This window comes from Blastococcus sp. KM273129, from assembly GCF_021698995.1.
Taxonomy (GTDB): Bacteria; Actinomycetota; Actinomycetes; order Mycobacteriales; family Geodermatophilaceae; genus Blastococcus.
Window position 1 is genome coordinate 1 of record NZ_SSXB01000176.1, and the last position, 922, is coordinate 922.

Genomic DNA, 922 nt, shown 5'->3' on the forward strand with positions numbered 1-922 from the left:
GGCCGCAGGGCCCGCATCCAGCCGACCGCCTGGATCGACTTGCTCAGCCGCCAGGTCGCCGTCCCGGTCGCTCCCACCGCCGGCCGCGCGACGTGCGCCAACTCCGCGGTCTGCACACCCCCGGCCTCCACCGCCTCGGTCCACCCGGTCGGCTCGGTGATCGACGCCGAACCACTGTTCACCCCGACCCCACCGACGACCATCGCACCGGCCACCGTCGTGGTCACCTCCGGCACTGCCACGGTGCTGCGCGCGGTGGTCGACACCGACGTGCTCGCCGCGCCGTCGAACGGGCTGGCCCCATCCACCCCGCGATAGCTCGAGATCGCCGCATTCCACTTCTGCGCCGAGGACAACGTCCAGCCGTACTGGGCCGGCTCGGCCGAGGCGTCGGCCACCACCTTGTAGTAGACGAACATCCGCGCCCCGTACGTCGACAACGGCGACACCACCGTCGACCACCCCGCCGGCGCAGCACCGACCGTCGGCGCATTGTCGGCCGTGATCTCGGCGATCAGCACATCACCATCGGCCAACCCCGCCGGCCTGGGCACCGCCACCGACGTCACCGCCGTCGAGCTACCCGCCGCCGACGTCGCCCCGGCAGTCACCGCACCGGTGCCACCACCGCCACCATCGCCACCGCCGTCCGCCGGGGTCGTCACCGACACCGGCGCGGACTCCGCCGACCGGTTCCCCGCCGCATCCACCGCACTCACCGTGTAGCCGTACTCGGTCCCGGCCGCCACCGTCGTGTCCACGAACGACGTCCCACCGGACACCGCCTCGGCCACCACCGCCCCGTCCCGGGACACCCGGTAGGACGCCACCCCCACGTCATCGGTCGACGCCGACCAGCTCACCGTCACCTGCGCCGGCCCATCAGCCACCGCCGCCACACCCCCCGGCACCGACGGCGCCG

At 73.8% G+C, this 922-nt stretch carries 1 pseudogene; it reads right to left on the reverse strand.

The features are described 5' to 3' along the window. A pseudogene (locus E9565_RS21900) lies at positions 1 to 890 on the reverse strand (hypothetical protein); the annotation flags it as partial. Positions 891 to 922: the final 32 nt, after the last annotated feature.